The following is a 1,630-nucleotide window of genomic DNA, read 5'->3' on the forward strand; positions in this document are numbered from 1 at the left end:
CGCGGGTACGGGAATATCAACCCGTTGTCCATCGACTACGCCTCTCGGCCTCGCCTTAGGCCCCGACTCACCCAGGGCGGATTAGCCTGGCCCTGGAACCCTTGGTCATCCGGCGGAAGAGGTTCTCACTCTTCATTCGCTACTCATGCCTGCATTCTCACTCGTATCACCTCCACGGCTGGATCACTCCGCCGCTTCCCTGGTGACACGACGCTCCCCTACCCACCCACACGACTGCACCGGTCTCTCAAGGAGCCCGGCGGATCATTGTGTGAGTGCCACAGCTTCGGCGGTGTGCTTGAGCCCCGCTACATTGTCGGCGCGGAACCACTTGACCAGTGAGCTATTACGCACTCTTTAAAGGATGGCTGCTTCTAAGCCAACCTCCTGGTTGTCTAAGCGACCCCACATCCTTTTCCACTTAGCACACGCTTAGGGGCCTTAGCTGGTGATCTGGGCTGTTTCCCTCTCGACTACGAAGCTTATCCCCCGCAGTCTCACTGCCGCGCTCTCACTTACCGGCATTCGGAGTTTGGCTGATTTCGGTAAGCTTGTAGGCCCCCTAGACCATCCAGTGCTCTACCTCCGGCAAGAAACACACGACGCTGCACCTAAATGCATTTCGGGGAGAACCAGCTATCACGGAGTTTGATTGGCCTTTCACCCCTAACCACAGGTCATCCCCCAACTTTTCAACGTTGGTGGGTTCGGTCCTCCACGCAGTCTTACCCACGCTTCAACCTGCCCATGGCTAGATCACCCCGCTTCGGGTCTAGAACACGCGACTGTATCGCCCTCTTCAGACTCGCTTTCGCTACGGCTACCCCACACGGGTTAACCTCGCCACATGCCACTAACTCGCAGGCTCATTCTTCAAAAGGCACGCCATCACCCGTTACCAGGCTCTGACGGATTGTAGGCGAACGGTTTCAGGTACTATTTCACTCCCCTCCCGGGGTACTTTTCACCATTCCCTCACGGTACTCGTCCGCTATCGGTCACCAGGAAGTATTCAGCCTTACCAGGTGGTCCTGGCAGATTCACAGCAGATTCTAGGAGTCCGCTGCTACTCGGGTGTTTCCACAAAGAGGTCATGAATTTTCGTTTACGGGACTCTCACCCTCTACGGCCGGCTTTCCCACACCATTCAACTAACCCATGACTTTGTAACTCTCCGGAAGACTGTCAGATCCTCCACGGGAAATCCCACAACCCCGACGGCGCAACCCCTGACAAGTATCACACGCCACCGGTTTAGGCTCGATCCGCTTTCGCTCGCCACTACTCACGGAATCACATGTTGTTTTCTCTTCCTACGGGTACTGAGATGTTTCACTTCCCCGCGTTCCCCTCACACACCCTATGAATTCAGGCATGGATGACACGACATGACTCGTGCCAGGTTTCCCCATTCGGACACCCTGGGATCACAGCTAGGTTGACAGCTCCCCCAGGCCTATCGCGGCCTCCCACGTCCTTCATCGGCTCCTGGTGCCAAGGCATCCACCGTCCGCCCTTGACAACTTAACCACAGAAAACAAGATGCTCGCGTCCACTGTGCAATTCTCAACCAACGACCAACCCAAAACTTCCCACTGAACACACCGAACACCACAACCGTGGCAGGTAT

1 other annotated feature (cut by a window edge) is annotated in these 1,630 nt (G+C 56.1%).

From position 1 onward, the window contains the following. Positions 1-1,530: a sequence feature (mutual gap in cmsearch alignment for this rRNA model is longer than 100), on the reverse strand (it extends 1,488 nt beyond the left edge of the window). Positions 1,531-1,630: the final 100 nt, after the last annotated feature.

This window comes from Paractinoplanes rhizophilus (assembly GCF_042664765.1).
GTDB lineage: Bacteria > Actinomycetota > Actinomycetes > Mycobacteriales > Micromonosporaceae > Actinoplanes > Actinoplanes rhizophilus.